Origin of the sequence: Otoolea muris (assembly GCF_943193115.1) — a bacterium.
In the GTDB taxonomy this organism is placed as follows: Bacteria; Bacillota; Clostridia; order Lachnospirales; family Lachnospiraceae; genus Otoolea; species Otoolea muris.
On record NZ_CALPCY010000004.1, the window covers coordinates 112,494 to 133,711 of the forward strand.

Consider the following 21,218-nt stretch of genomic DNA (forward strand, 5'->3'; position numbering starts at 1 on the left):
GAAAGCAGGAGTATCATACATGAATATCATTGAAAAAATCGAAGCCGTGCTGGAGGAGAAGGTTCGTCCGTCGCTTCTGGCGCATGAAGGAAATGTACAGATTCTGGAATTTACAGACGGAATCCTGAAAATCCGTCTGACCGGACAGTGCGCGGGCTGTCCGTCCGCCCGTCTGACGACAGAGGAGCTGATCGGCAAAACGGTGATGGACGAGCTTCCCCAGGTTCAGGATGTCGTCCTCGTCAATGAGGTCAGCCCCGAGCTTCTGGATTTTGCAAAGAAGCTTTTAAACCATCAGGTGAAAGGATAAACAGCCTATGACTATCGGAATCAAATACTGCGGCGGCTGCAACAGCGTCTATAACCGCGGGAGGCAGACGCAGCTCTTAAAGGAACAGTTTCCGGAACATGAATTCCGCACCGCGGCGGCCGGGACTGTCTGCGACGTGTGGCTTATTGTCTGCGGCTGCATGCGATCCTGCGCCTCAACCGACGGCCTTACGGCCAGGAAACGGATGTTTATACTGCCCACGGAGCGCAGCTTTGAAGAGGTCCTGGCTTATCTCAGAGCGGAGCGCAGCGAGGCCAAAAGCAGGGGCCGGGACGAAGCCGCAGGGGAGGAAGTTTCCCCCGCTGATGCGGGAAACGGGCGGAAAACGGTTCTCCGCGTGGGCCAGAGCGCGCAGATGGAAAAGACCTTTTTTAAGGACGACATCGACAAATTCGCGGCCCTGACGGGAGATTTCAGCCGTCTGCACACGGACGCGGCGTTTGCGGAAAAATCAGATTTCGGACGCCCGCTCGTGCACGGCATGCTGACCGCCAGCCTGATTTCCTCTGTCATGGGTATGCAGCTCCCCGGAGAGGGGACGGTTTTCACAGAGGCGCAGACGCGCTTTTTAAAACCCGTATTTTACGGCGACACCATAACGGCCCGTGTCCGTTTCCTCTCCTGCCGCGAGGGAAAAGCCGGCTACATCGGCACATTTTCCGGCATCTGCACAAACCAGAACGGGGAAATGACCGTGGCCGCGCGCTGCCGGCAGCTTATGTCCAAAGAGCTGTTTGAGGTCGCAAATCCCGGGGAGACGGAGGCCGATCCCGATACGGACGGATACTGGGGATAAGGCGGCCCCGAGAGGCGGTGGAAGCGCTGATTTCCAGGCGCGAAGATTATGCCAAACCGGAAACCTGCACCATAAAGAAAGCGAGGAACCAGCTATGACAAATTTAGAAACCTATAATAAAATTTTCCGCGGCATATTCCGCAAAACCGATGACGAGCTGCCCGGTTTAAAGTACAGAGGGATCGCGCTCTGGGATTCTATTGGCCATATGGATCTGATGAGCGAGCTGGAGGAGGCGTTCGACATTCGTATCGACACGCAGGATGTGCTGGCGTTTACCTCCTATGAAACCGGAAAAGAGGTGCTGGGAAAATATGGAGTGGCCATTGAATAACCGGGACGGATGGCGCAGATGCCGGAAACCGGACGGGATGGAGGCAGATATTTTCTGCGCCTCTGATCCGGTGACAGGAAGCGGCTGCTATCTGCTTGTCAAAAACGGAACCTGCGCCGTTGTCGATGCCGGCTGCTTTCCGCTCCCCGCCCCGGCTCTGTCCGGGCATGTCCCGGCCTTTCTCCCCGTTTTCCTGACGCACGGGCACTGTGATCACATCAGCGCCTTAAACAGCCTGCGGGAGCATTTTCCTGTCCTCACCGTCTGCAGCCGGGCCTGCAGTGAGGAAATCCAGGATACAAAGGCCAACATGTCGCGGCGCATGGAAGCGTTTCTCTATTATAAGAGCAATGAGACGAAGCTGACGCCCTACGCACCCTTTCGCTGCGGGCCGGCGGATCTCTGCTTTGAGGAGGAGATCCGCTTTCTCCTGGGCGGCTGGCGGCTCCATATGAAGCGCCTGCCGGGCCATACCCCCGGCAGCTCTGTGATTTCCCTGGACGGCGCGCTGTTTTCCGGGGATTATCTGCTTCCAGGAGAGCGCGTGGTCACACGCCTGCCGGGCGGCAGCCAGGAACAGTACGAAACATATACGCGGCCATGGCTTCAAACCATCGCGGAGGGAACCTGGATTTATCCCGGCCACGGCCGCGAATTTCAGATGTGCGGGGAGGCGAGGCGTTTTCATGAATTATGAGGATTTATTAAACATCGGGCCCTATGCGCTTTCAGCAGCGCAAAAGGAGCAGATTTACAGGGATCTCTTAAACCGGCTGACGGACTGGCACCGGGAGCGCTGCGCTCCTTACGGGCGCGTCTGCCGCCTGTTAGGCGATCCCGCCCAGGGCATGCGGGCCGTGGAAGATATCCCCATGGTTCCGGTTTCCCTTTTTAAACAGCTCCCCCTCTCAAGCGTTCCGGAGGAAGAAGTCTTTAAAACCATGACCTCCTCCGGGACCAGCGGGCAGAAAACCTCCAGAATTTTTCTTGATCAGCAGACCGCCGCCTGGCAGCAGCGCACGCTGGAGCGGATTGTCAGCGATTTTATCGGCCGGAAACGGCTTCCGATGCTGATCATCGATTCGCCGGACGTCCTGCGCGACCGGAACCTGTTCTCCGCCCGGGGCGCAGGGATCCTCGGCTTTTCCATTTTCGGGACAAAGCGCCGCTACGCGCTGACCAGCGATATGAAGCTTGACCTTGACGCTGTGGAGGCGTTTGTGGAAGACGCGGCGGGCGGGCCAGCGCTTTTATTTGGCTTTACCTATATTATCTGGAAATACTTTTGCCAGCCCCTGGCCGCCCTGGGCAGAACCCTTCCGCTCGAAAACGGCTTTCTCATCCACGGCGGCGGCTGGAAAAAGCTCCAAAATGAGGCGGTGAGCGGGGAGGCATTCAAAGAGGGCCTGCGAAACACGGCGCGCCTTTCCAGAGTGCGCAATTATTACGGAATGGCGGAGCAGACCGGCTGCATCTATATGGAATGCGAGCACGGGCGGCTGCATGCCAGCGTATACTCGGATGTGCGGATCCGCAATATGGAGGATTTTTCCTGCTGCAAAAATGGAACCGAGGGCGTCATTCAGGTTCTTTCCCCCATGGCCCGCTCTTATCCCGGACATTCGATCCTCACCGAGGATACGGGAATCATCCTCGGAGAGGACGACTGCCCCTGCGGGCGCAGGGGGAAATATATAAAAATCACGGGCCGGATCCCGGCCGCTGAGATAAGGGGGTGCAGCGATACATATGAGCCATAAGGAATCCATCCCGGCGGGCGTTACCCTGCTCGCCGGCGCATATACGCTTGATCCGGCGCCATGGCCGCCCTTTGATGCATCTGTGCTCGGCTTTTTAAACGCCCTGTCGGAAAACATCCGCGCCCTCCCCCGCGGGAACGTGTCCGAAGAAATGCGCTCGCTCGGCTTCTGGCTCCGGCGCGCGCACCTTCTCGGCCTGCGCGAAGCCTATGGGCGGGCCGACGCCCTGGGCCTGGGCATATCCTTCCATATTGCTCCCGCAAATGTGCCGCTCTTATTTGCCTGGTCCTGCGCCATCGGCCTTCTGGCCGGAAACGCCTGCCGTGTGCGCGTCTCCGGGCGGCGGACCGGGGACGCGGAGCAATTATGCGCACTGATCCGGGAACTGCTCGCAGACGGCGCGTATGCCCCCCTGGTAAAGCGGATCTCTGTCCTGGCCTATGACCGCAGCCTTACGGACCTTACACAGCGCTTCAGCAGCGAATGCAGCGCGCGCGTCGTCTGGGGAGGAGACCGGACCGTGGAAGAAATCCGCCGGATCCCTATAAGGCCCCGGGCCGTTGAGCTCTCCTTCCCGGACCGCGCCTCCCTCTGCGTGCTGGGCGCAGACGCCGTCCTCGCGCTCCCGCACGAGGCGCTTTGCGATCTGGCGGCGCGCTTTTATAACGATACCTACGCCATGGATCAAAATGCCTGCTCCTGTCCGAAGCTCGTATGCTGGGAGGAAAGCGACGCCAAAACAGGAGCGCGCGCCGCGAGCCGTTTCTGGAACGCGGCGGCAAAGGCGGCCCGGCGATACCGCCTTTCCGAAATCAAGGTCACCCGCAAATACGGCGCGCTCTGGGAATATGCGGGGCAAAACGGGCGCGTATGCCGCATCCGGCGCTGGGACAACCTCCTGTATGTGCTGGAGCTGTCAGCTCTCTCCCGGGACTTTCCCGATATCCCGATGCAGTTTGGAAGCTTTTTAGAATACCACATGCAGGAAAAAGGAGAATGGGCAGACGCCGTGTCCGAAAAGACGCAGACCGTAACCTTCTTCGGCGTCTCAGGGGAAGCGCTCATGGAAACCGCGCTCCGGGGCAGGCTGCGGGGCGTCTCCCGCATCGCGCCCGTCGGGCAGGCCCTGTTCATGGATCTGACCTGGGACGGAAAAAACCTAATCGACAGCCTCTCGCGCCGGATCAGCCGTTAAAGCGTATTTGATACACCATTCCCGCCATCCCGCGCCCCGCTTTGCGGGAGATTCAGGCTCTCACAGACTCCGGGGCCTATGAAAGGAGCGTTTATGGAATATAAAGAATTTTATAAAATCAATCCAGGCTTAAGCAAACGCCTGATGCTTTTAGAGGATACCGGAAAGGGCGTAACGTACGGCGATTTCACGGCCTTCTACAGCTCCGTTGAAAACAAACTGAGGACAGGAACCCTGCTGTTTTTATTTTGTGAAAACTCTATTGGCGCGGTATTCTTTTATCTGGCCTGTTTAAACAAAAAAATCGTTCCCCTGCTGTTAGATGCAAAAATGGAGCAGGCGCTGGCAGCGCGGCTAATTCAGACCTATGCGCCGGATTATATCGCCTTCCCGGCAGACCTATGCGCAGATGTATCCGCAGACGCTGTACCTGCCGCAGAAGGCTTCGGCTATACCGTATATCAATATACGCCGGCCGGGCAAAGAGCGCCTTATCCTGCGCTCCACCCTGATCTGGCGCTGCTTTTAACCACCTCCGGCAGCACCGGAAGCCCCAAGCTTGTCCGCCAGAGCCGGAAAAACATCTCGGCAAACGCGGCGTCCATCGCGGATTATCTGGACTTAAACGCCTCAGAACGCCCGATTACCACGCTGCCGATGCATTATACCTACGGTCTTTCCATTATCAACAGCCACCTTCTCGCAGGCGCTGCGGTGCTGCTGACAAACCGGAGCATGGTTGAAAAAGAATTCTGGGAATTTTTCAGACAGGAGCAGGCATCCTCCTTTGGCGGCGTGCCCTATACGTATGAAATATTAAGGCGGCTCTCCTTTTTTGACATGGAGCTCCCCTCTCTGAGGACCATGACACAGGCCGGGGGGAAGCTGGCCCCGAAGCTGCACAGGGAATTTGCGGAATACGCGGCGCAGACAGGGCGCAGCTTTATCGTTATGTACGGCCAGACCGAGGCCACCGCCCGCATGGGCTACCTCCCGGCAGAAGACGCGCTCAGAAAATGCGGCAGCATGGGCATCGCCATCCCTGGCGGCCGCTTCCGCCTCATGGAAGACAAAGACGTGGAAATCACGGAGCCGGACAGAACCGGAGAACTTGTCTATGAGGGCGAAAACGTGACGATGGGCTACGCCGCCTGCCGGGCCGGCTTGGCCAAAGGCGATGAGCGGGGCGGCGTCCTGTTTACAGGGGACATGGCCATGCGGGATGCGGATGGCTATTACTACATCACCGGGCGCAAAAAGCGGTTTTTAAAGCTGTTCGGCATGCGCGTGAACATGGATGAGATCGAACGCCTCCTTAAGGCAGAGTATGAAGGCGTCCAGGCCGCCTGCGCCGGTGAAGACGACCATATGCGGATCTTCCTCGCCGGGGCCGATGAGGCGTTCTGCAGACAGGCAGAGCTGTGGATCGCCGCCAAAACGGGCCTGCACCCAAGCGGGCTGCGCGTATTCCCCATTGACGTAATCCCCAAGAACAGCGCGGGGAAGACGCTTTATCAAAAGCTGCCGGATATACCATTTTAATATGGAGGCGGATCAGCTATTAGTTAAACCGGGATAATAAATGGTTCTTTATAATATGGAATCAACGAATCGTGCGTTAAAAACATCAGCTTTTCTGCCTTTGCCTGCGCCACCATAATTCTGTCAAACGGGTCATTGTGTTTAGGCGCATTCTGGGGACGATGCAGCGTTTCCAGGTATGAAACATGATCATTCAGGATCGGCAGCACAATGTACCCGTTATCTTCGCAGCCTTTTTCCAAAATATTACCGCTCATCCTGATTTTATCCGGGTGCAGCATATGCTTTATCGTGATTTCCCATACGGAAGCTGTACTGTAAAAAATTTCATTTTCCTCGTCAAGAATCATTTGTCTCGCTTTATCAGGAAGCTTAGGAGCATTCAATACTGCCCAAACAGCGATATGCGTATCTAACAATATTCTCATTGTTCAAACACCCCAAACATCTCAGTGATCTCATTGTTACATTCGTCTATATCGTAATCCATATCGATGAGATCCTGCCCCTCTAAGCTTCCAATTCTGCGGATACCCTTTTTTCCCATCACTGGTTCACCACTATTGTTATTTCCAGCTTCATGCGGCTTCATAAAGCGCTGTATCATATCAAGCAAAAAGCGTAAATTATCATCCGACAAGCCATTAAGGGATTGAACCACCTGCCTCTGTAATACTGACATATTCATTACCGCCTTTCTTCCTTATTTATCTTTTCAGATTAAGTATATCCCAAAAAAGAGCCCTGCTCAACACATTTTTTTTAACTTCCTTATACGGGCCTGTGCACACAAAAGGCATCCCGCCTCTCATAAACAGGATGCCTTTTTCCAGTTATCTCCACAAACCCCAAGGGAACGTCACACTGCCGGCAAACCGCACAATTCGCACATCACCTCATGCACCGTCTCCAGCTTATCCGCGCGCCACGCATTGCTCCCGCAGAACAGCAGCGCATTCTCCTCATCCCCCTGGGCCGCGTTCACCAGCGCCTGGGTGATACAATACGGGATATTCGTCCTGTCGCAGCGCTCCAGGCAATGGTAACACCGCTTTACCGCAACCTTTCCTTTCTCCGCCTCGCGCAGAAAGGCGTTTCGTATCGCTCTTCCCGGCATGCCGACCGGGCTTTTTACGATCACGATATCCTCTTCCGCGGCGTCCAGATACGCCTGTTTATATGCATCCGGCGCGTCGCATTCCTGCGTGGTCACAAAGCGCGTCGCCACCTGTACGCCGTCCGCGCCAAGCCCGATCTGGCGCATCACATCCTCATGCGTATAGATGCCGCCTGCGGTGACCACCGGGATCTCCCTGCCGTACTTGTCCGCGTATTTTTTGACAAGGCTTATAATGCCCTTTATCTCATTCTCATATTCCGCCCTCTTAAAGGTTTTTGAAGCGTGCTCTGTATCCGCTCCCAGACTGGTCAGCTCCTCCCTGGCAAAACCCAGATGGCCTCCGGCCAGAGGGCCCTCGATGACCACCAGATCCGGGGCGGTCTGATACTTCCGATCCCACAGCTTACAGATCACATTCGCTGATTTCACGGATGACACGATCGGGGCAATCTTTGTCGCGGCCCCTTTGGCATATTTCGGCAGATCGACGGGAAGGCCGGCGCCGGAGACGATCAGATCCGCCCCGGCCTTCACTGCGGCCTTTACATATTCCGCATAGTTTTTTGTCGCCACCATAATGTTAAAGCCAAGGATCCCTTTTGGCGCAATCTCTCTGGCTTTTTTCAGCTCTTTCTCAATGGCCCGCAGATTGGCCGCCTGGGAATCCTCTGCAAAATCCGGCTCGCGAAAACCGATCTGGGCAGTGGAAATCAGTCCGATCCCGCCCTCTCTGGCCACGGCCCCGGCCAGGGAGGACAGGCTGATGCCCACCCCCATCCCGCCCTGGATAACCGGAAGCCTGGCTGTCAGTGTTCCTATTTTCAATGGTCTTAATCCGCACATACCTGTCTCCTGTCCGATCTGCAGTACGCCGCCTCTTTTTATGCTATATCTTCCTGAACCTGTCGTATCTCTGCGTTACGATCTCCTCCGGCGTCCTCTGGGCGCAGGATTTGAAAAATTCTCTCATATGCTTGTCAATAATCTGCCCGATCACCTCGATATTCTCCGCCGTAGCCGGCTGATCTTCGGAGATGATCCGCTCGATCATACCCAGATCATAGAGATCCTCCGCTGTGATCTTCATCACCTTTGCCGCCTCATCCGCGCGCTTCGCGTCCTTCCACAGGATGGAGGCAAAGCCCTCCGGGGAAAGGATAGAGTACGTCGAGTTTTCAAGCATCCACACCTCGTTTGACACCGCCAGCGCCAGCGCGCCGCCGCTGCCTCCCTGCCCGGTAATCACAGTCAGGATCGGCACCTTCATATCTGACATCTCAAACAGGTTGCGGGCAATCGCCTCGCCCTGGCCTCTCTCCTCTGCCTCCATGCCCGGATATGCGCCCGGCGTGTCCACAAAGCAGATAATGGGCCGGTTGAATTTTTCCGCCTGTTTCATGAGTCTGAGCGCCTTGCGGTAGCCCTCCGGAGACGGCATGCCGAATTTGCGTTTCATGCTGTCCTTGGGCGAATGGCCGCGCTCCTGTCCGATGACCGTCACCGGCATCCCGTAGAAGGAAGCCACGCCGCCGACCACCGCGCCGTCATCCCCGAAATAGCGGTCTCCATGCATTTCCATAAAATTGTCAAACAGAATCCGGATATAATCCGTCGCCGTCAGACGGCCCGCGCTGCGGGACTGGCGCACGGTGTCCCATGCCTCTCTCTGACGTCCCTTGATCTTATCCAGCGTCTTCTGGCGCATAATACCGGAAAACGGCGCTCTGCGGCTCTTTGCCGGCTTTACCTCGCTTCCGCCGGCCAGCCAGGTCGCTGTGCTGGACAGGAAGTCCGACACCGACGGGCGCACAGAATTGCGCTCATCCGACCATTTCTCCCAGCCGTGCTCTTTGCTGTGCAGCTTTAAGATCTGGCCCAGGAGCTTTTTCTGGTCATGGCGCTCCGTAATGCGATCCACAAAGCCGTGCTCCAACTGGAATTCCGCCCTCTGGAAGCCCTCCGGCAGCTTCTGGTTAATGGTCTGCTCAATCACGCGGGGACCCGCAAAGCCAATCAGCGCGCCCGGCTCTGCCAGGATGATGTCGCCCAGCATGGCAAAGCTCGCCGTCACGCCTCCGGTCGTCGGCTCGGTCAGCACGCTCACGTACAGAAGCCCGGCCTCGGAGTGGCGCTTGAGCGCCGCGGAGGTCTTGGCCATCTGCATCAGGGAAATCATGCCCTCCTGCATCCTCGCGCCGCCCGAAGCGGCAAAGATGATCACCGGAAGCTGCTCCTTTGTAGCCCTCTCCACAGCCCGCGCGATCTTCTCGCCCACATTATGTCCCATACTGCTCATCAGGAAACGGCAGTCACAGACCGCGATCACGGTATCATAGCCGAAGATCTTACCCTTTCCTGCCACAACCGCCTCGTTTAAGTTGGTTTTCTCCCTCGCAGCCGTTACCTTCTTCTCATAACCCGGGAAATTTAAGGGATTAACGATCTCCATCTCCTTATCCCACTCCTCAAAGGTTCCCTCATCGATCAGCATTTCGATCCGACGGTAGGCGTGTACGCGGAAATAGCCGCCGCACTCCGGACAGATGTAATCATTGTCCTTAACCGCCTGGACTAAAATCGGACGCCCGCACTTGTTACAGCGCCTCCAGAGATCCTTGATCTCCTGCGGCGAGCTGGCCTTCGGCGGCTCGGGCGCCTTTTCCTTCTCCTTTGTTCCCGCGCCTGCTTCGGCCGCTGCGCCTGTGTCTGGCGCCTCCTGCGCTCCTGTTCCCTGAACCGCTTGCGAAACGCTCCCTGCTTCGACAGGAGCTGTACCTTCCTTCACAGATGTTCCTTCTGCATTCTCTTTGGAGTTGATGGTCGTATAAGTCTTTTTAAATAAATTTTTAAACATATTCGTCCTCCCTATCCAATCATAAAGGTCAGCTCAGCCGATACAGCCAGCTTTCCGTCTACTGTCGCCTTTGCGCTTCCGATCCCCACGGGACCCTTTCTCTTGATGATATGGCATTCCAGCTTAAGCTTATCCCCGGGAACTACTTTATTCTTAAACTTCGCATTATTGATAGCGCCGAAATAGGCTACCTTTCCCTTGTTTTCCTCTTCGCTCAGGATAGCCACAGCCCCTACCTGAGCAAGCGCCTCCACGATCAGGACGCCCGGCATGACCGGCTCCTGCGGGAAATGGCCCGCAAACCACGGTTCATTATACGTTACAGACTTATAGCCAGTCGCCCCCTCGCCCGGCGTCAGCTCCTCGATGCAGTCGATGAGCAGAAACGGGTGGCGGTGAGGGATAATCTCCTGAATTTCCTTAATTCCCAGCATGGCTTACTCCCCCTGTCCCGCAAATTTCTTAATCACAAGGCTTGCGTTCACTCCGCCGAAGCCCAGGGAATTGGAGATGGCGCAATTGACGTCCATGGGAACGCCTTCGCCCATCACATAATCCAGATCGCAGCCCTCGCCCGGCTCCTTTAAGCCTGCGGTCGCATGCACATAGCCCTCTTCAATGGATTTCACACAGGCTATAAACTCCACGCCTCCGGCGGCGCCCAGGAGATGTCCGATCATGGATTTTGTGGAATTCACCTTAATCTTATAGGCGTGCTCTCCCAGAGCGGTCTTGATTGCCATGGTCTCAAACAAATCGTTGTGATGCGTGCTCGTTCCGTGCGCGTTCACATAGTCCACCTGCTCCGGCGCAATGCCCGCATCTTTCATCGCCGCCTTCATCGCCATGGCTGCGCCGCTTCCGTCCTCAGCCGGGGATGTGATATGGAACGCGTCATTGCTTCCGCCGTAACCGGCTACCTCGGCCAGAATCTTTGCGCCCCGCGCCTTTGCGTGCTCCAGGGACTCCAGCACCACGATTCCCGCGCCCTCGCCCATCACAAAGCCGTCGCGGTCCTTGTCAAACGGGCGGGAAGCCGTATTCGGATCCGGGTTGGAGGACAGGGCGGTCAGAGCCGTAAAACCAGCCAGGCCGATGGGGGTAATGCTCGCCTCCGAACCGCCGGCTACCATCACATCCGCCTCGCCGTGCTGGATAGAGCGGAACGCCTCCCCGATCGAGTTCGTCCCCGTCGCGCAGGCTGTCACCACATTGATGGATTTGCCTTTAAGGCCAAACTGAATCGCCACATTGCCCACGGCCATATTGCTGATCATCAGAGGAACCAGAAGCGGATTCACGCGGCCCGGCCCCTTGTCCAGGAGCTTTTTGTATTCCCTCTCGATCGCCTGCAGGCTTCCGATGCCGGAACCAATGCTTGTTCCGATACGGTACGGGTCCTCTTTCTCCAAATCGAGCCCGGACTGCTTAAGCGCCTGGGACGCAGCCGCCACCGCATACTGTGAGAATGCCTCCATCCTTCTGGCTGCCTTTGGATCCATATAGTCCTTTGCGTTGAAATCCTTTACCTGCGCAGCCACCGTGGCCTTGTAATCCGCGGTGTCAAAATACGTAATCGGCCCAAAGCCCAGTTTCTTATCCTTCAGGCCCTGCCAGAATGTCTCCACATCATTGCCAATCGGAGTAACCGCTCCCATTCCTGTCACCACAACACGTATCTTATTTTCCATAATGATTCCTCTTACCTTTCTGACTGCCTGGCAACAGTTCAGGAAACTTAAACTGTTACCCGGCCTGTCCTACATCGCCATACCGCCGTCTACGTTTATAACCTGTCCGGTTATGTAAGCCGCGCGGTCCGACGCCAAAAATACGGCGGCCTCCGCCACATCCTCTGTCCTGCCAAAGCGTTTGAGAGGGATCTGTTCTCCCATGGCCTTTTTCACGTCCTCTGACAGTACCTCCGTCATCTCTGTGTCAATAAAGCCCGGCGCAATGGCGTTCACCGTGATGCCTCTGCTTCCCAGCTCCCTAGCCACGGATTTCGTGAGGCCGATCACACCTGCCTTGGACGCGCAGTAATTCGCCTGTCCCGCATTCCCCATAACGCCTGATACAGAGGAAATATTGATGATCCGTCCGCCCTTCTGCTTAAGCATCTGGCGCGATACGTGCTTTGTGCAGTTAAATGCGCCCTTTAAGTTAATGCCAATCACCGCGTCGAAATCCTCTTCGCCCATCTTCATCAGCAGGTTATCCTTCGTGATGCCCGCATTATTGACCAGGACATCAAGACGCTTATATTTCCCAATCACATATTTCATCATCTCTTCCACAGCCGCGTAGTCAGATACATTGCACTGCACAGCCTCTGCCTGCCCGCCGGACTCTGTTATTTCTTTAACAGTCTCTTCTGCCCTGGCGGCGGATCCGTTATAATTTACGATCACCAGCGCGCCCTCCCTGGCCATGGAGATCGCGATCTGGCGGCCAATCCCGCGGCTGGCCCCGGTCACCAGGGCAATCTTTCCCTTTAACATCCCAGCGCCTCCTTTACCTTTTCGATGTCCTCCAGCTTTTCTATATTCATCGCTTTCGCGTTCTTGTCAATTTTTTTCATAAAACCGGTCAGGGTCTTACCCGGCCCGATCTCGATAAATGTGTCAATCCCGTCTGCCAGCATCCTGCGGATGCTCTGCTCCCAGCGCACCGAGGATGAAACCTGGCTTTTCAGAAGAGGCTTCACATCCTCTTTTTTTGTCACATAGTCCGCTGTCACATTGGCCACATAGGGAACGGCCGGCTCAGAAAGCGTTACATCCTCCAGAACCTCATAGAGCTTTTCCCCGGCCTCTGCGAGCATGGCGGAATGGAACGGCCCGCTTACCTTCAGCGGAAGCACGCGTTTCGCTCCCGCCTCCTTTAAGCGGTCGGCCGCCTCTGCCACGGCCTCCTTTTTCCCGGAAATAACCACCTGTCCGGGACAGTTATAATTTGCAATCTGCACGCCCTCAATCGGCGCGATCACTTTCTCAATCTCAGATGCATCCATGGCCAGGACAGCGGCCATGGAGCCAAGGCCCGCCGGAACCGCTTCCTGCATCAGGATCCCCCTCTGCCTCACGGTCCGGATCGCGTCCTCCGGCGACATAACGCCTGCAGCCACCATTGCAGGATATTCTCCCAGGCTTAAACCGGCCGCCGCATCGGGCCTTACGCCCGTACGCTCTATGAAGACCTTCATCATCGCAATGCTGGCTGTAACCATGGCCGGCTGTGTGTATTCCGTAATATCCAGTCTGTCGTTTTTCTCAAAGCACAGCTCCGGCATAGAAAAGCCCAGAATCTCCGATGCCTTGTCAAAGATCGCCTTTCCAGTCTCTGTCTGCTCGTAAAAATCCTGTCCCATTCCAGCGGCCTGCGCTCCCTGGCCCGGAAAAATAAATGCAATTTTGCTCATAGCGTTACCTCACGTATTAAACTGCCTGGCAGCGTGTCTGTCACCGGCTGCCGCGGCTCTCTGCTAGTTACCTTCGCACAGGCAGCCCTTTGCCCGGGCTGCCGGCTTAACCGCCCCTCAGGCTAAAGGTTTTTTCAAAAGCGCCTCTGCCTGGGCCATCATCTCTTCTATCATTTCCTTACAGGTCTGCTCCTTTTTGACCATACCTGCAATCTGGCCTGCCATCACGGTTCCCGACTCCACATCGCCGTCCATGACCGCTTTTCTCAAAGCGCCCAGCGTCAGATACTCCAGCTCCTCAAAGGACTTCCCTTCCTTTTCCAGACGGATGTACTCTCTGGTCATCTTATTTCTGAGACAGCGGATCGGATGTCCGTGGCTGGTCCCGGTCACGGCCGAATCGATATCCTTGGCTTTTATTAAACGATCCTTGTAATTCTGATGGACAATGGACTCTTTTGACACCACAAACCGGGTTCCCATCTGAACCGCCTCCGCTCCCAGCATAAAGGCGGCGGCAATCCCTCTGCCGTCCGCGATCCCGCCCGCGGCAATCACAGGGATAGATACCGCGTCTGCTACCTGCGGAACCAGCGTCATCGTCGTGGCCTCGCCGATATGGCCGCCTGATTCCATTCCCTCGGCCACTACCGCGTCGGCTCCGCCCTTTTCCATCATCCTGGCCTGCGCTACGGAAGCCACCACCGGAATCACCCTGATACCGGCCTCCTTCCACATGCCCATGTATTTTCCGGGGATTCCGGCTCCGGTCGTAACGACCTTAATGCCTTCCTCTACCACAACCTTTGCCACGTCGTCCGCATAGGGGCTCATGAGCATAACATTGACGCCAAACGGCTTCTTTGTCATCTCCCTGGCCTTCCTTATCTCCTCCCGGACCGCTTCGCCGGGGGCGTTCGCCCCGCCGATCAGGCCCAGTCCCCCTGCCTCTGAAACGGCGGCGGCCAGATTGTGCTCCGCCACCCAGGCCATGCCGCCCTGGATGATCGGATACTCAATCCCCAGTAATTCCGTTACCCGTGTTTTCATTATGCCTCAACACCTTTTTCTTTCAGATAATTCATTACATCGCCGACTGTCAGAAGATTCTGCAAATCCTCCGCCGGGATCTCCACGCCGTACTCGTCCTCCAGCGCCATCACGAGCTCAAATAAATCCAGGGAATCAGCGCCTAAATCGTCCTTGAAGGAAGAAGCCTCCGTCACGCTGTCTGCCTCTACGCTTAACTGCTCTGCGATCATTTCTTTCATTTTCTCTAACATAGTTTCATTCTCCTTTTATCTTTTAAATTTTATATGTGAAGCGTTGTCCCGCCTCCTGCCATGTACTATACCACAGCTTGCCTGTCACAGCAACAAAATGCTTGTATACATTGTAAAAATCCTGTCTGCCGCGTCACTGTCCGCACACCGGCCTGCGCAATATGCTTTCTATAAGCAAAGACCACAGGAAACTCACCACTTCAGCAGCGCGGCCCCCCATGTGAGCCCGGCGCCAAAGCCTGCCATAACGAGCGTATCGCCCCGCTTAAGTCTTCCCTCCCGGTTCATCTCATCTAAGAGAATCGGAACCGACGCTGCGGACGTATTTCCATAGCGGTCAATGTTGACCGGAATCTTTTCCATCGGAACCTTCAGACGTCTTGACGCGGACTCCAGAATCCGTATATTTGCCTGATGGAGCACATAGTGATCCACCTGCTCACGGCCAATCCCGCTTTCCTCCAGAATCTGGCTTACAATCTCCGGCACCTTTTTAACGGCAAATTTAAATACTTCCTGGCCGTCCATGGTCATAAAGCCCGGCTCCGGCTTACGTCCGGTCAGGAAATTATCCATGGTTCTCGCCTGGCACCCCAGAACATGGCCCTTGCGCCCGTCGCTCCCGGCCAGGGTGCGGATCACGCCCGTCTCATCCGCCCGCAGCACAGCCGCGCCAGCCCCGTCTCCAAACAAGATGCAGGTTCCGCGGTCCGTCCAGTCCAATACCTTACTGATGGTTTCCGCCCCGATCACGAGAGCGGTTTTATAGGTCCCGCACCGGATAAAGCTCTGTACGATATGGAGCCCGTAGATAAAGCCGGAACAGGCAGCCGTCACGTCAAAGGCCACTGCATTGACCGCCCCGACAGCTCTCTGTACATCCGTCGCCGCGCTCGGAAAACCGTTATCCGGCGTGCACGTTCCCACAATCAGAATCTCAATCTCCTTTGGGTCAATGCCTGCGTCCGCAATCGCCCTCTCGGCCGCATGGATCGCCAGATCAGAGGTTCCTTCCCCTGCGGAGACACGGCGCTCACAGATTCCGGTCCTCTCCCGGATCCACTCGTCATCCGTATCAAGGAACTTCATCAAATCTTTGTTTGTTACAATACGCTCCGGCGCATATGAGCCGGTTCCAATGATTCTCGCTGTCATAGTTTTTCCCGCTTCTTTTAATGGCTTTTCGATATTTCAAATGTTTTGAGTTTCAAATCATTCACAGCATATCGAATCTTCCTGTATTTGTCAAGATCAAGTTGTAAAAAAGGTGTTAATAAGATAGCCTTCTAAACATTCAAAATCCGCCCTGATCGGGCTCCTTTTTCATGTTTTTGGCGAATCCCATGTTCAAAAATCCTCATCCAAGCGAGCCTGCATCGGATTTTAGACCTTTTGACCCTGGTATCATAATATTAAGATCGTGAGGGGCCGCCGGAGACAGCTTCCATATCCATGCGTCCCTGTGCATAAAAAAACCGTATCGATCCTTTGTGTTAAAGAATCAATACGGTATTTTTCTTTGTTAATCAGTATGTATCTGCGTAACCCGCAGTTATGAACCTGCCAGGATAAACTTCTGAAGGTTTATCTGAATACGGCGTTCTCTACATCCTGTGCGAACTTGTTTACGTCGGACGGGAGCCAGGCTACCTTTTCTTTGCCGCTTACGTCCAGTTTCAGCTTTTCGCACTCAACGGTGATGTCTGTCGTCTCAGCAGCCGGCTCAAGAGCCGCTACGTTTTTCATATATTCGGTCATGAAGTTTACAACAAACTCGCGAAGGGCGTCTGTGTCGCCGCCGGCGATCGCCATCTGCTGCTCCTCGGTGAGCTTTGCCATCTCGGACTCCTGTGTGGATACCATAACGTCCTGAATCTCCTGCATGGAGAATCCGTTTACCTTGAGGACAACGGTGGTCTTATCCTTGCTCTCCTCCGTGATCTCTGCGGTATAGGTAAGCTTTGCAAGCATCGACTGAACAGAGTCGATCATGCCCTGAAGCTCCTCATCGGTCACTTCCACGTCATATGCTGCGAACTGTGCCTTTACGCTCTCAAGAAGGCCGTTCTCACCGCCGTCCTCCATGATGGAAGCTCTTACGTCGTCCTCGCTCTCAAAGCCCAGCAGATCTTTTAACGGGGTAGCATTATCCCTCAGCGCCAGTTCGTACATTGCGCCAATCACCTGATCAGCCGGATCCAGCTTTGCGCCGCATCCCATCAGGGCCATGCTGCAGACCATCATAACAGCGAGCAGAAGGGCTGCAAGTTTCTTCATCCTTTTCATCGTTTCTCTTTCTCCTCCTTAAAACAATCTTTTAGCCGAAACCCGCTGTCCGGCTATACCTCTTAGATTATATACGAATCGGACAGTATTGTCGATAAAGATTTTACGCAATATATTACAAATTTCTTAAAAAATCTTGACATTTTGATTACTGCAGCCTTTATGGGATTGCCAGTCAAAAGTCAGGGGCATAGCGGGGTATGCAACTGATTTTTGACTGGCGCTATCGGAGAAAAAGGCAAACAAATTGTACAGGTTATTCTGCGGCAGTTCCAAAACGCCTCCATTCGTTTAATTGCTCTACAAATGCATATTGACCGGATTCAATCAACTTATTACAATATTTCTGTTTGACGTCTTCAATAAAATTCATTAATCGCATCCGGATGATTTGCGGGAAACCACTTTACATGATTTTGTATATACTCAATACGAATTTGTGCATCATTTAAATCATTAGGAACCCGATACGTTCATCAATACTGTCAAACCCGGTAAATGGCATACTTAATCGCTCCTCAGCCATTTTTATATACTCTGGGTTGTTATCTATCCCAATACCATTTCTATCTGTCTGCTGACATACCCGCAAAAGCGCGCCGCTGCCCAGAAAGGGGTCTAAAACCGTGTCCCCTTTATTTGAAGACGCTGAAATCATTCGTTCATACAAAGCTTCCGGTTTTGGGGTTGGATGCTTTTGACGATTTTTATTACAATAATGCACGTAGGAAAATTCCCATACATTTCCGGGATTTGCCCCCGCATGTTATTAACCGACCTGTATTTTTCACCTGTGCGGTTGCTAATCCAGCGCCTCGCCTCTGCCTGATAACAAAATCAGAGCCTTCTTTATAAGTATCGGATTCCATTGGGATTTTAAAAACCATATCTTCGTACTGCATGCACATTCTCCGTTGCGGATATATTATTTTGCTGGCTGGTTCATCAACTGCCGTGCGTCCCATGTAAAGCCATCTTACGCACCTCTTCTGTATAGTCCTAATTATACCGCAAAAATGCAAAGTGTAAACTTCAAAGAAATGCAATTCCCGCAAAATTTCGGAGCCAACACATCTTAAGGAAAAAAGACTATCCTTTTCCCCCTCTTTCGTTGTATAATAAAAAAAGCCTTTTACGGCCCATCCGACAACAAATCCAACGTAATTCAGGAGGAATTTCCTATGCAGACTGTTCTTGTATGCGATGACGATAAACAAATTGTAGAAGCCATAGATATCTACTTAACCGGCGAGGGCTTTGAGGTGGTGAAAGCCTACGACGGCTTTGAGGCCCTGGAGCTTCTCCAGACCCATGATGTAAACCTGATGATTCTGGACGTCATGATGCCCGGCCTGGACGGGATCCGCACCACCTTAAAGGTGCGGGAGACGAGCAGCATCCCGATCATTATCCTCTCGGCCAAGTCCGAGGACACGGATAAGATCCTGGGCTTAAATATCGGGGCGGACGACTATATCTCCAAGCCGTTCAATCCTCTGGAGCTGGTCGCCCGGGTGAAATCGCAGCTCAGACGCTACACCCAGCTCGGTAATATGAACACGCAGGCCAATACCCATGTCTTCAAGTGCGGCGGCCTTCAGATCAATGACGAGAACAAGGAAGTGACCGTGGACGGCGATCTGATTAAGCTGACTCCGATTGAGTATAATATCCTGCTGCTCCTTGTCAAAAACGCCGGCAAGGTCTTCTCGATTGACCAGATTTATGAGGAGATCTGGAACGAGGAGGCGATCGGGGCGGACAATACGGTTGCAGTCCATATCCGCCATATCCGCGAAAAGATCGAGATCAATCCCCGGGAGCCCCGGTATCTGAAAGTCGTATGGGGCGTCGGCTATAAGATTGAAAAGCAGTAGGGAGGGCCTGTTATGAAGCTCTCTTATCTGCCGGTGCGCACCCAAAAGCTGGCCGCCAGCGTCCTGCATCTTCTGTTCCTGGCTGTCATGTTCTGCGGTATTGGCTTTATGTACTTAAATGACAATTACGGCGCGGGCATTGTCGGTGTTAAGAATGTGCCCTATGAGGAGACAGAAAGCTTCTCTGCGCAGTTCAACCGGGATCTGAGCAACATTTTTCACTATATTGAGTATCTGGATGTGTTTGAAAATGACGACTCCCTTGACGCCTCGAAGATCCTGCTGCGGATGACCTTTGGCCCGAATGAGACGCAGGATTTTGACGTGACGGATCTCATCTCTTTCCTGGAGGGCCGGGGGTACCGGCTGACGGAGGATTTCCTCTGCGCCAGAGTCTCTGAGCCCACGGGGGCCACGGATCCGGGGGAGGGCTATGTAAACTGGTCCGCCAGCGAGCCGGAAAAGAGCTACAGCGGCATTTCGCCGGGCATGCGCCGGACCACGCTGGAGGAGATATCCCTGGAAATCATGGATGTCCTTCACCGCTATTATGCGACCTATGACCGCCTGGTCATCGGCGACAGCAATCTGCACTACAAGATTGAGTACCAGGATCCGGAGTCCGGGGCGCGAAGCGTGTATACAAATGATCCGGATTTGACGCCTGACACGGCAAAGGCATTGGGAACGTATGCGTATTTTTCCGGGGATTCCCTGTTTTATGACACGAATTTCTCTATTGCTCTGAGCACGATTCCCTCTCTGTCCGCCAATAATCCGTATGTGGGCAACCGCTTTTATCTTCTGGCGGGGGTAGATACCGCGTACCCTTTCCGGGATATCTATTCCGAGGGCAGGGAAGACTATATACGGATGCAGAACCGTTATATCGCCGGCTTTGTGCTGCTCGTCTGCGGGGGGCTTGTAGCCCTGATTACGCTTTTATTCCTGATACGGATTTCCGGGCGCCAGAGCATCTCGGATCGCAGTATTACGCTGCACGGCTTTGACCGCACAAGTACGGAGACGGGTATCCTCTTTTTCTCTGTCCTGACCGTCGTTTCCCTCTGGATCTGCAAGACCGGGCTGGTGCGCATTTCCCATCTGATCCTGCCCGAGGATTCATGGGATTTTGCGGCGCGCGTGCTGTATACGGCCGTGCTCTATCTGGGAGGGCTGCTTCTTTTCTTCAGCCTTTTGCGGCGGTATAAGGCCGGCACGCTGTGGAGCGGGAGCCTGGCCTGCGCCTGGTCGAAGAAGCTCTCCATCCTCCTGACAGGCCAGAGCTTTACCGGACGCCTGACCATCAGCTTTCTCGGGTATCTGACGGTCAATACATCGCTCATAAGCCTGACGTGGTTTGTGTGGGACCGGATGTATGTCAGCCGGCTGCTTTTGCATCTTCTCTCAGGCGTCGTCATACTTGCCTGCGCGTTTTTCAATTTATGGGTATTCTATCTCCTGTACAAGCGCGCCGCGGATCTGGATCTGATACGCGGCGCGGTCGGGCGCCTGGCCGGCGGGGAGACCAGCTACCAGCTCGATCTCGACGGGTTTGAGGGACAGGAACTCACGCTTGCAGAAGGGATCAATAACTTAAGCGCGGGCCTTGAGACGGCCCTCAGAGAAAAGGTCAAGAGCGAGCGCCTCAAGGCGGATCTGATCACAAATGTGTCCCATGATATCAAAACGCCCCTGACCTCGATTTTAAACTACGTGAATCTGATCCGGCGCGAGGATATACGGGATGAAAAAATTCTCCGCTACCTGGAGGTCCTGGAGCAGAAATCCCAGCGCCTTAAGACGCTGACCGAAGATCTGGTGGAAGCCTCCAAGGCCAGCTCCGGCAATATCAAGCTGGAGATCTCGGATATTGACCTGGTTGAGCTGGTGCATCAGACCAACGGCGAATTTGAGGAAAAATTCGCCAGCCGCCATTTACAGCTCGTCACCACAGCGCAGGAGCAGGAGAGCCTGATCATTGAGGCGGACGGACGCAGGCTGTGGCGCATTCTGGAAAACCTGTACAATAACGCGTTTAAATACGCCATGGAGAACAGCCGCATCTATGTGGATGTTTCCAGGGAGCCGCTTCTGCCAGAGGAGGACGGGCAGGAAAGGGCGCAGGCTGTATTTACCATTAAAAATGTCTCTGCCACACCCTTAAATATCCGGGCCGATGAGCTGACCGAGCGCTTTGTGCGCGGGGACGTCTCACGCACCACAGAAGGGAGCGGCCTGGGGCTGGCGATTGCCAAGGATTTAACAGAGCTGCAGAACGGGCGCTTTGATCTCTATATCGACGGGGATCTGTTCAAGGCCAGGGTGGCCTTTCTCGTGAAACGTAACCGCTCAGACGACAGAACCATTGCCGTGGAAGCGCATGTTCAATCCGCCTTACAGACTGGAGCCGACTGAT

Annotated in this window: 21 protein-coding genes and 1 pseudogene; 9 read left to right on the forward strand and 13 right to left on the reverse strand. The window is 54.5% G+C overall.

Annotation, left to right across the window (positions count from 1 at the left end; translation table 11 throughout):
- The first annotated feature begins 19 nt into the window (after positions 1–19).
- From NFS31_RS04525 to NFS31_RS04555, 7 genes are all read left to right on the forward strand, one after another.
- Positions 20–310 carry a NifU family protein gene (locus NFS31_RS04525; protein ID WP_251492073.1) on the forward strand — a complete coding sequence of 97 codons (291 nt, stop codon included), beginning with the start codon at positions 20–22 and terminating at the stop codon, positions 308–310.
- A gap of 7 nt (positions 311–317) precedes the next feature.
- Entirely contained in the window at positions 318–1,127 is an 810-nt protein-coding gene (locus tag NFS31_RS04530) for a MaoC family dehydratase (RefSeq protein ID WP_251492074.1), read from the forward strand.
- A gap of 94 nt (positions 1,128–1,221) precedes the next feature.
- Positions 1,222–1,461 carry an acyl carrier protein gene (locus NFS31_RS04535; RefSeq protein WP_251492075.1) on the forward strand — a complete coding sequence of 80 codons (240 nt, stop codon included), beginning with the start codon at positions 1,222–1,224 and terminating at the stop codon, positions 1,459–1,461.
- Positions 1,442–2,158, forward strand: coding sequence for an MBL fold metallo-hydrolase (locus NFS31_RS04540; protein WP_251492076.1), 717 nt, complete (start codon positions 1,442–1,444; stop codon positions 2,156–2,158). The genes NFS31_RS04535 and NFS31_RS04540 overlap by 20 nt, the downstream gene beginning before the upstream one ends.
- Positions 2,148–3,221, forward strand: coding sequence for a LuxE/PaaK family acyltransferase (locus NFS31_RS04545; RefSeq protein WP_251492077.1), 1,074 nt, complete (start codon positions 2,148–2,150; stop codon positions 3,219–3,221). Before NFS31_RS04540 ends, NFS31_RS04545 begins: the two co-directional genes overlap by 11 nt.
- A complete protein-coding gene (locus tag NFS31_RS04550) occupies positions 3,211–4,416 on the forward strand; it encodes an acyl-CoA reductase (protein ID WP_251492078.1) in 1,206 nt (401 codons plus the stop codon). Before NFS31_RS04545 ends, NFS31_RS04550 begins: the two co-directional genes overlap by 11 nt.
- Positions 4,417–4,509: 93 nt before the next feature.
- Positions 4,510–5,958 (forward strand): AMP-binding protein, encoded by a 1,449-nt coding sequence (locus NFS31_RS04555; protein ID WP_251492079.1) that lies wholly within the window; start codon positions 4,510–4,512, stop codon positions 5,956–5,958.
- Between the two features lie 23 nt (positions 5,959–5,981).
- On the opposite strand, the gene NFS31_RS04560 is transcribed toward NFS31_RS04555, so the two are convergent.
- The 13 genes and pseudogenes from NFS31_RS04560 to NFS31_RS04620 all read right to left on the reverse strand — a co-directional run.
- The gene (locus tag NFS31_RS04560; RefSeq protein ID WP_251492080.1) at positions 5,982–6,386 is read right to left on the reverse strand and encodes a type II toxin-antitoxin system VapC family toxin; all 405 of its coding nucleotides are present in this window, start codon (positions 6,384–6,386) and stop codon (positions 5,982–5,984) included.
- Positions 6,383–6,640: a hypothetical protein gene (locus NFS31_RS04565; protein WP_251492081.1), complete on the reverse strand. Its 258-nt coding sequence runs from the start codon at positions 6,638–6,640 to the stop codon at positions 6,383–6,385. Before NFS31_RS04565 ends, NFS31_RS04560 begins: the two co-directional genes overlap by 4 nt.
- Before the next feature lie 177 nt (positions 6,641–6,817).
- The gene (locus NFS31_RS04570; protein WP_251492082.1) at positions 6,818–7,921 is read right to left on the reverse strand and encodes an NAD(P)H-dependent flavin oxidoreductase; all 1,104 of its coding nucleotides are present in this window, start codon (positions 7,919–7,921) and stop codon (positions 6,818–6,820) included.
- Between the two features lie 43 nt (positions 7,922–7,964).
- Entirely contained in the window at positions 7,965–9,932 is a 1,968-nt protein-coding gene (gene accD / locus NFS31_RS04575) for an acetyl-CoA carboxylase, carboxyltransferase subunit beta (protein ID WP_251492083.1), read from the reverse strand.
- Between the two features lie 11 nt (positions 9,933–9,943).
- Positions 9,944–10,366 (reverse strand): 3-hydroxyacyl-ACP dehydratase FabZ, encoded by a 423-nt coding sequence (fabZ, locus tag NFS31_RS04580; protein WP_251492084.1) that lies wholly within the window; start codon positions 10,364–10,366, stop codon positions 9,944–9,946.
- A 3-nt stretch (positions 10,367–10,369) separates the two neighbouring features.
- A complete protein-coding gene (gene fabF, locus NFS31_RS04585; RefSeq protein ID WP_251492086.1) occupies positions 10,370–11,623 on the reverse strand; it encodes a beta-ketoacyl-ACP synthase II in 1,254 nt (417 codons plus the stop codon).
- A gap of 69 nt (positions 11,624–11,692) precedes the next feature.
- On the reverse strand, positions 11,693–12,433 hold the full coding sequence (gene fabG / locus NFS31_RS04590; RefSeq protein WP_251492088.1) for a 3-oxoacyl-[acyl-carrier-protein] reductase: 741 nt from the start codon (positions 12,431–12,433) through the stop codon (positions 11,693–11,695).
- Entirely contained in the window at positions 12,427–13,353 is a 927-nt protein-coding gene (gene fabD, locus NFS31_RS04595) for an ACP S-malonyltransferase (protein WP_251492090.1), read from the reverse strand. Before fabD ends, fabG begins: the two co-directional genes overlap by 7 nt.
- 117 nt (positions 13,354–13,470) lie before the next feature.
- Positions 13,471–14,403, reverse strand: coding sequence for an enoyl-[acyl-carrier-protein] reductase FabK (gene fabK / locus NFS31_RS04600; protein ID WP_251492092.1), 933 nt, complete (start codon positions 14,401–14,403; stop codon positions 13,471–13,473).
- Positions 14,403–14,636: an acyl carrier protein gene (acpP, locus tag NFS31_RS04605; protein ID WP_160225256.1), complete on the reverse strand. Its 234-nt coding sequence runs from the start codon at positions 14,634–14,636 to the stop codon at positions 14,403–14,405. The genes fabK and acpP overlap by 1 nt, the downstream gene beginning before the upstream one ends.
- A gap of 192 nt (positions 14,637–14,828) precedes the next feature.
- Positions 14,829–15,791 (reverse strand): beta-ketoacyl-ACP synthase III, encoded by a 963-nt coding sequence (locus tag NFS31_RS04610; protein WP_251492094.1) that lies wholly within the window; start codon positions 15,789–15,791, stop codon positions 14,829–14,831.
- 429 nt (positions 15,792–16,220) lie between these two features.
- The gene (locus tag NFS31_RS04615) at positions 16,221–16,922 is read right to left on the reverse strand and encodes a DUF5105 domain-containing protein (RefSeq protein ID WP_251492096.1); all 702 of its coding nucleotides are present in this window, start codon (positions 16,920–16,922) and stop codon (positions 16,221–16,223) included.
- A gap of 448 nt (positions 16,923–17,370) precedes the next feature.
- Positions 17,371–17,670, reverse strand: a pseudogene (locus NFS31_RS04620) (DNA-methyltransferase); the annotation flags it as partial.
- A gap of 433 nt (positions 17,671–18,103) precedes the next feature.
- On the opposite strand from NFS31_RS04620, the gene NFS31_RS04625 reads away from it, so the two are divergent.
- Positions 18,104–18,799 (forward strand): response regulator transcription factor, encoded by a 696-nt coding sequence (locus tag NFS31_RS04625; RefSeq protein ID WP_251492100.1) that lies wholly within the window; start codon positions 18,104–18,106, stop codon positions 18,797–18,799.
- A 12-nt stretch (positions 18,800–18,811) separates the two neighbouring features.
- On the forward strand, positions 18,812–21,217 hold the full coding sequence (locus NFS31_RS04630; protein ID WP_251492102.1) for a sensor histidine kinase: 2,406 nt from the start codon (positions 18,812–18,814) through the stop codon (positions 21,215–21,217).
- Position 21,218 lies beyond the last annotated feature (1 nt).